Annotated in this window: 8 protein-coding genes and 1 pseudogene; 2 read left to right on the plus strand and 7 right to left on the minus strand. The window is 38.5% G+C overall.

Going from position 1 to position 7,550, the window contains the following annotated elements; all coding sequences use genetic code 11:
* From FJR38_RS24045 to FJR38_RS24055, 3 genes are all read right to left on the minus strand, one after another.
* A partial coding sequence (locus FJR38_RS24045) for an FAD-dependent oxidoreductase (protein ID WP_168539854.1) occupies nucleotides 1–361 on the minus strand: 361 nt, incomplete at its 3' end.
* Nucleotides 362–495: 134 nt separating this feature from the next.
* On the minus strand, nucleotides 496–930 hold the full coding sequence (locus tag FJR38_RS24050) for a hypothetical protein (protein ID WP_168496945.1): 435 nt from the start codon (nucleotides 928–930) through the stop codon (nucleotides 496–498).
* Between the two features lie 16 nt (nucleotides 931–946).
* Nucleotides 947–1,285: a 2Fe-2S iron-sulfur cluster-binding protein gene (locus tag FJR38_RS24055; RefSeq protein WP_168496943.1), complete on the minus strand. Its 339-nt coding sequence runs from the start codon at nucleotides 1,283–1,285 to the stop codon at nucleotides 947–949.
* A gap of 163 nt (nucleotides 1,286–1,448) precedes the next feature.
* Between FJR38_RS24055 and cimA the strand changes: the two genes are divergently transcribed.
* A complete protein-coding gene (gene cimA, locus FJR38_RS24060; RefSeq protein ID WP_168539856.1) occupies nucleotides 1,449–3,146 on the plus strand; it encodes a citramalate synthase in 1,698 nt (565 codons plus the stop codon).
* 371 nt (nucleotides 3,147–3,517) lie between these two features.
* Here cimA and FJR38_RS24065 read toward each other — a convergent pair whose 3' ends face one another.
* Together FJR38_RS24065 and thiD are read right to left on the minus strand one after the other, a co-directional pair.
* A complete protein-coding gene (locus FJR38_RS24065) occupies nucleotides 3,518–4,213 on the minus strand; it encodes a hypothetical protein (RefSeq protein WP_168496939.1) in 696 nt (231 codons plus the stop codon).
* A gap of 207 nt (nucleotides 4,214–4,420) precedes the next feature.
* The gene (gene thiD / locus FJR38_RS24070; protein WP_168539858.1) at nucleotides 4,421–5,239 is read right to left on the minus strand and encodes a bifunctional hydroxymethylpyrimidine kinase/phosphomethylpyrimidine kinase; all 819 of its coding nucleotides are present in this window, start codon (nucleotides 5,237–5,239) and stop codon (nucleotides 4,421–4,423) included.
* A 45-nt stretch (nucleotides 5,240–5,284) separates the two neighbouring features.
* Between thiD and FJR38_RS24075 the strand changes: the two genes are divergently transcribed.
* On the plus strand, nucleotides 5,285–6,769 hold the full coding sequence (locus FJR38_RS24075) for an ATP-binding protein (RefSeq protein ID WP_168539860.1): 1,485 nt from the start codon (nucleotides 5,285–5,287) through the stop codon (nucleotides 6,767–6,769).
* Nucleotides 6,770–6,801: 32 nt separating this feature from the next.
* On the opposite strand, the gene FJR38_RS24080 is transcribed toward FJR38_RS24075, so the two are convergent.
* A complete protein-coding gene (locus FJR38_RS24080; RefSeq protein ID WP_254449550.1) occupies nucleotides 6,802–7,197 on the minus strand; it encodes a DUF4435 domain-containing protein in 396 nt (131 codons plus the stop codon).
* Nucleotides 7,198–7,264: 67 nt separating this feature from the next.
* A pseudogene (locus FJR38_RS24085) lies at nucleotides 7,265–7,550 on the minus strand (IS4 family transposase); the annotation flags it as partial.

The following is a 7,550-nucleotide window of genomic DNA, read 5'->3' on the forward strand; positions in this document are numbered from 1 at the left end:
TCCCCTGCTCCTCTGCTCCTCTGCTCCTCTGCTCCTCTGCTCCCCTGCTCCCCTGCCCCCCTGCTTGTTGATAAACTGGTGCAAGAATACCACAAGGCCAATAACCAGTATTTAAACTAGTTAATTCTGTTAATTTTTGTGTCCAGTCTAAATATAAATTAAGCGATCGCCTACACAAAGACAACATCGCCTCATTCGTAATATTTTCCGCATCAGGAGCTAACATCCCCGCTGCGGCATGACTGGCTGCGGCAGTAAAATCACGTGACAGTACAGTTACATTTGCACCCCGCAATTTCAGTTCTACACCGCAAGCCAACCCGATAATACCACCACCGATAATTAAAACGTCATTAGTCATTACTCAGTAGGGGCGCAAGGCCTGCGCCCAGTCATTAGTCCTCAGTAAATAACTAATAACCTATCAGGGCTGTTATTTGGTAATTGGTAATTGGTAAAAAGAAATTAATTACCCATTACCCACTACCCAATCCCTTACCACAAAGCCCGAATTGGTTGTTTACCTTGATTAAGATTACTACTAGAATTTGAGCCACTCTGTGTAGTTCCAGTTTCATTAGAAAAACTAGAACTGTTATTACTACCACTTGTTGTTTCTTGTGTAGTATTAGAAAAATTGCCTGTATTCTCAGTAGAAGCATTACTTTGAGCTACACTGGTGCGGCGATTTTCACTAGAAGAATCGTTTCTGTTAATAGTTTCTGACTCGGTACTAAGATTACTTTCAGAATCATTCTTACTTGCAGAGCTATTAACATTAATATTAGCTGGGAGAACGCTGGATGCCCTGCGTCCAGGTGGTACATTAGCGCCTTGTTGTCCGCCCATAGGAAAATTAATTCCTAGTAACGTACCTAGCAAAATTGCCACGCCTCCAGCCATTAAAATTAAGGGTGTCCATCTACCCATCTTGTGTCTCTCCTTGTTAACCTTCTGGTGTCCAAACTATTTGAGAACCTTGACCCCAAAACCCATTAAATTTTGTTACTTTTACATTACCTAAAACCTGAGTTTGACAAGCTAAACGCAGGTCATTTGTAGGAGAATGAGGAGGAAGGGAACGCCGTGTTTGATCACGCCAATTCACTGCGGACACTTCGCCCTCTACCTTAACCGCACAAGTGCCACAAGTGCCAATTCCCCGACAATTGATGATTCCAGAACCGCCATTGTAGAGGTCAACACCATTTGCTAACAGAACTTTACGTAAATTGGCTTGGCTTTCACACTCAATTAATTTACCTTGAGCTATTACCTGGGGCATATTGAAATTACCAACATAGCTTTTTGTTGTATAGCGATCGCCAGCAAGGTGAGGATCTCAAGTGATAATGAAACTCGGATCACAACAGGGTTTTACTCCTGAATTCTGACTCCTGCTATATATTGGCACATCGCCACAAAGTTGTCTCTTAGGTGTCAGTTTTATGACCATAACTCCCTCAAATCAACTTTGGCTCTATGACACTACACTCCGAGACGGGACTCAACGGGAAGGACTATCAGTGTCTATAGAAGATAAGTTACGCATTGCCCACAAACTCGATGACTTAGGAATCCCCTTTATTGAAGGTGGTTGGCCAGGTGCAAATCCTAAAGATGTCCAATTTTTCTGGGAACTCCAAGAAAATCCCCTCAAACAAGCCGAAGTTGTCCCCTTTTGCTCCACCCGTCGCCCCCATACCAAGGCCGCAGATGAACCCATGCTGCAAGCGATTTTAGCAGCAGGTACGCGCTGGGTGACAATTTTCGGTAAATCCTGGGATTTGCACGTTACAGCCGGACTCAAGACCAGTCTGGAAGAAAATTTAGCCATGATTGGGGACACAATTGAATATCTCCGTTCTCAGGGAAGGCGGGTAATCTACGATGCTGAACATTGGTTTGATGGTTATAAGCAAAATCCTGATTATGCTTTACAGACATTAAAAGCAGCAATGACAGCCGGTGCAGAATGGTTAGTTTTATGTGATACCAATGGCGGGACTTTACCTCATGAAGTTTCGCAAATTGTGAAAGATGTCAGTTGTCAGTTGTCAGTTGTCAGTTGTCAAGAAAAAACTCTTTCCCAATCACCAACCCTTCGGCTACGCTCAGGGCAAGTCACCAATCACCAATTACCCATTCCCCAAATTGGCATACATACTCATAATGATTCAGAAATGGCAGTTGCTAATGCCTTAGCAGCAGTTATGGCAGGGGCAAAGATGGTACAAGGAACAATCAACGGTTATGGGGAACGCTGCGGTAATGCTAATCTGTGTTCTCTGATTCCTAATTTACAACTAAAGCTGGGTTATAGTTGTATCGGTGAACACCAGCTAAATCAACTTACAGAAGCTAGTCGTTTTGTCAGCGAAGTTGTCAATCTCGCACCTGATGAACACGCCCCTTTTGTCGGACGTTCGGCTTTTGCTCACAAAGGTGGTATTCATGTCTCTGCGGTTGAACGCAACCCTTTAACCTATGAACATATTCAACCAGAATTAGTTGGAAATCAACGCCGCATTGTCATTTCTGAACAGTCTGGTTTAAGTAATGTCTTAGCCAAAGCCCGAACTTTAGGAATTGAATTAGATAAGGATCATCCCCAAGCTAGACAAATTCTCCAACGCATGAAGGATTTGGAAAGTCAAGGTTATCAATTTGAAGCCGCAGAAGCTAGTTTTGCACTGTTAATGTATGAGGTTTTAGGACTTCGACAACAGTTTTTTGAAGTTCAAGGTTTTCAAGTTCACTGTGATTTGGTGGAAGTGAAAGAAACTACTAATTCTTTAGCAACAGTAAAAGTAGCTGTTAATGGTAAAAATATTCTCGAAGCAGCGGAAGGTAATGGACCTGTCGCAGCTTTAGATGCTGCCTTGCGTAAGGCTTTAGTTAATTTTTATCCCCAAATTGCCGACTTTGAATTGACTGATTATAAAGTCAGAATTCTCAACGGAAATACAGGTACATCTGCAAAAACCCGTGCTTTAGTAGAATCTGGAAATGGTCAACAAAGGTGGACGACTATAGGCGTTTCTAGCAATATTTTGGAAGCTTCCTATCAAGCGGTAGTTGCAGGTTTGGAATATGGATTATTGTTACATTTTCAAGCAGAAAAGGCGTTAAAAGTTGAGACGTAAATAGATTTTTCTCCCTTTTACTTTCTGTCTGATAGCGTAGCGTGGCGAAAGCCATATCAAGATTGCTAAGTAGGTGGGCGTTAAAAATTGTCGTTGGGGTAAGGGAACAGGGAACAGGGAACAGGAAGAGAGTTTTGGGCGATTTTACTTTTCTTCACATACCTTTAATTTTTTCTGTTCACCTACTTAGGATTTGAGGATGTACGGGATGAAGAGAAACATACATCACTGTTAATCCTTTCATTTTAAGGCGTTGGTGAATGAAGGTATGAATTGGTCTCACGCAAAGGCGCAAAGACGCAAAGATTAAGAGTTTCAGAAATGGAATTTTTGATTTTCATACCTCAATATGGCTATCAGCAATACCCGTTTTAAGCATCCTGATTCAGACAACTCAATTTTGTGGCTGTGTAATCATTAGCGTCCGGAATGTGAGTTTGATTTTGCAATAATGGACGGACAATTAAATACCCAGCCCCAAAACCAGTTATCATAATTAAGACAATAGTAATTACTAACCACCAACCATTTAATCCCTTTGTTTCTGTCTGCGGATAAGGAGAATAACGGACTTCTTGTTCTTCTATAAATACTGTTTCTGACACTGGAAAATTCATATCCATGATATGTACAGCCGACTCCTGACGAAGTTTTTGAGGAGGTGCAGCTTTTTTTACTTTTTCTTGAGGGGGACGATTAGCCTCTCGACGTGGAGAAGTGCCATTAACTAGAGGCTTGTTCGCATATTTTACATCCTTGTCACGAGGTATAGGTTGAGGCTGGGTTGGAGATGAAACCTCATTATTATTACGGTGAGGTGAATTTGTGCTAGGTGCTGAACTATCAACTAACTTTTGGAGTTCTAAACAAGACTGAATTACCTTAGTAATTTCTTGACGCAGTTGCTGATTTTCTTGGGATAATTTCTGATTATGATTTGTGACTACATCCAACTTAGCTTGGACCGCTTGTAAATCCGCTGTCAACTCCCGGTAAACACAAAGGGGAACTGAGGGAGATTGGCTGGTAGGTGGTTGACTATAGTTAGATCCTGTAGTTGTTTTCATGGATATTAGAGTATCAAAATACGGTAATTAGAGTAAAGGTAACAAGGAGCAGAATATATTTTTTTCTTCGATTATGCCCAAGAATAATGGAAAAAGGCATAAAAGGCAAAGATTTGGAATAGTAGAAATGTCCGAGCAATTTATGAACTGCCCTACTCATCAGTATGGTAGCTAATTATATGTTATTAATGCAACTTACTAAAAATTTTATTTTGTCAATAATGGGAAAAAATGGCCTACAGGTCCTTGTCCTTTACCAATATCTAGGGAGTAGGTAAGAGCATTTGTAACATATTCCTTGGCTATTTGCACTGCTGTCCATAAGTCTTTACCTAAAGCTAGATTAGCAGCGATCGCCGCTGATAAAGTACAACCTGTACCATGAGTGTTTTTTGTCTCTATTTGTTTCGTTGTCAAAATCTCCAACTGTTCCCCGTCAAACCAAACATCAACACCCCGCAAACTTCCAGACATTCCCCCACCTTTGACTAAAACAGCCTTTACTGCTAATTCCTTGTGCATAATTTCCGCTGCTGCTTGCATATCTGCTAAAGAAGCAATTTCTAACCCGCTTAAAATCTGCGCTTCATAGCGATTTGGTGTAATAATAGCTGCTTGAGGAATCAGCTTATTCCGTAGGGTTTGCACAGCATTATCATCAATTAATTGCGCTCCTGTGCGTGATACCATCACAGGATCAACTACTAAATTCTCAATATTGTAAGCTGTTATTTGCTGGGATACAGCTGTGATAATTCCTTGATTAAGCAACATTCCCGTTTTAGCAGCGTGGACACCAATATCCTCTACAACGGCCTGAATTTGAGCTACAACAGTATCTGAAGACATAGCATCAACACGGGTAACTCCTAAAGTATTTTGGGCGGTAATGCAAGTAATAGCACTCGTTCCGTGAACGCAATGAAAAGCAAATGTGCGTAAATCGGTTTGAATTCCTGCACCTCCACCACTATCCGAACCAGCAATGGTTAAAGCAACAGGAATAAAAGTTGTGTTTGTTATCATTATGAGAGAGTCTGATTATTTAAAATACATATATATTACTGTTTTATGTCCAGTCAATCTCCAGATGACGAAATTACCTTTTTACGTCAACGTGTTGCTGAACTTGAAAAAGTATTAGAACATCATCATCAATTGCAACAAGAAGTTGAAGAATGCAAACAGGCAAAGGCAGGATTAGAACAAGATTTACAAAAAACAGAAGAACAATCTTCTCTATTTAAAATGATCATTGAGAAAAGTCTTGATTGGATATTTGTCAAAGATCAAAACTATCGTTATCTTCTAGTTAATCATACCGTAGCTAATTCACTCGGTAAAACTATTGAAGAAATTATTGGTAAAGATGATTTGGAACTAGGTACTGCTGAAGAAATAGTATTTGGTAATCCCGACAAAAAAATTCGTGGCTTTCGCACAGATGATAAACTGGTTTTATCAGGTGAAACCATTCATAATCCTTATGATCCTGCACCCGACGGTGATGGTAATTTATATATTTTAGATACCCATAAAATCCCTTTACGTAATAGTAAAGGAGAAATTTTTGCTATATTGGGTGTCAGTCGTGATATTACAGATCGTCATCGAACTGAGGAAGAATTACGAAAATCAGAAAATCAATTGAGACAGCGCACATTAGAATTAGAAGAAACTTTAAAAAAGCTACAATGCACCCAATCGCAACTAATTCAAAGTGAAAAAATGTCTTCTCTAGGTCAATTAGTAGCAGGAGTTGCCCATGAAATTAATAATCCTTTAAACTTTATTCTTGGCAATCTTATTCACGCTGATAAACATAGCCAAGATTTACTAAATTTATTAAAACTTTATCAAATAAATTATCCACATCCCGTTAAAGAAATTCATGAACAAGCCGAAGTAATTGAACTAGATTTTTTACAGCAAGACCTACCAAAACTTATATCTTCTATTAAAATTGGTACAGAACGTATTCAGCAAATAGTTGATTCTTTGCGGATATTTTCCCATCTTGATCAATCTGAGTTAAAACAAACTAATATTCATCATGGTATTAATAGCGCATTGAGGCTTTTGGAACATCGGCTGTATACTCAACTCCATATTCCCAAAATTACAGTTATTAAAGAATATGGGAATTTGCCATTAATTGAGTGTTTTCCAGGACAACTAAATCAAGTATTTATGAATATTTTAATTAATGCTATTGATGCTTTGGAAGGAATCGGAAGTCACCATACTAGATTACCCATTCCCGAACCCAAAATTTACATTTCTACTCAAGTATCTAATTCTGAGTATATCACTATCCGCATCGCTGATAATGGTTTGGGAATGTCCACAGAAATCCAACAAAGAGTATTTGATCCTTTCTACACTACAAAACCTGTAGGTAAAGGTACAGGATTAGGTTTATATATCAGCTATCAAATTATTAATGAACAACATAACGGTTTATTAGAATGTATTTCTTCTCTTGGAAAAGGAGCAGAATTTGTAATTAAAATTCCCATTCGTCAAACAAATTCTAAGAGGGAGTGGGGGTCATAAAATTGCATTATGAGTAATGGATATTGAAAGAGTTATACGTCATTATGTAAAACCTTAAATGGTTGATTTTTGGTTTCCCATAAACGAATTTCCAAGTATAGCTGAGTTTTACAAAAATAAACTACTTCATAAGCAAGTCGTAAATTACGTTCAAGACTATTTGCTTCAACATCAGCCGTTTTATTAGTTCCAATAGCTTTGCGTAAACCAAGTGATAGAATTTCTACTAAATCATGACCACAACAGACTTGCCAAGGATCTTGATTATTACTTTTTTCAGTAATTAGCCGTTTTTCTAAATCTTCATCTTTCAAGTAAAAAGCTTGAGATTTATTCTTGACTTCTTGAATTAGTTTCACTTCATTAAATTGCCAAGTTTTTTCATCAATAAATTTGCTAAAAGTTATACCTTCAAAAGTGAGATTCAATCCATCAGATTGAGAAATATAACGTAAATAACCAATTGCAACACCACTGACGGGATGACGAAAATGGTTAAGATGCAGACAGAATAAGCCTCATAGCTCTCTCACCCTGTTGATAATACTTCCACTTATTAGGAGATAATCTCAATAGTGACCTAACTAATTCCCTACAATTATCTATGAAATTAACCCAAGATTGGGCATATAATCCAATATAAAAACTACTATGTCTTCTTTGAGTCCGCCCATATTCCTTCACTCGACCAATATATTTCTGGATACCTTTGCGTTTAATTTCTTGCCCTTGTATTGTGGCACTTGTATAAGCAATTGATATTAATAAAATTATCGATATT

Source organism: Anabaena sp. UHCC 0253, assembly GCF_009712085.1.
In the GTDB taxonomy this organism is placed as follows: Bacteria; Cyanobacteriota; Cyanobacteriia; order Cyanobacteriales; family Nostocaceae; genus Dolichospermum.

What these genes read in the sequence shown, in the direction of transcription:
- FJR38_RS24055 (WP_168496943.1), bottom strand. Translation starts at nt 1,285, where the DNA reads ATGCCCCAGGTAATAGCTCAAGGTAAATTAATTGAGTGTGAAAGCCAA.
- thiD (WP_168539858.1), bottom strand. Translation starts at nt 5,239, where the DNA reads ATGATAACAAACACAACTTTTATTCCTGTTGCTTTAACCATTGCTGGT.
- FJR38_RS24065 (WP_168496939.1), bottom strand. Translation starts at nt 4,213, where the DNA reads ATGAAAACAACTACAGGATCTAACTATAGTCAACCACCTACCAGCCAA.
- FJR38_RS24050 (WP_168496945.1), bottom strand. Translation starts at nt 930, where the DNA reads ATGGGTAGATGGACACCCTTAATTTTAATGGCTGGAGGCGTGGCAATT.
- FJR38_RS24075 (WP_168539860.1), top strand. Translation starts at nt 5,285, where the DNA reads ATGTCCAGTCAATCTCCAGATGACGAAATTACCTTTTTACGTCAACGT.
- cimA (WP_168539856.1), top strand. Translation starts at nt 1,449, where the DNA reads ATGACCATAACTCCCTCAAATCAACTTTGGCTCTATGACACTACACTC.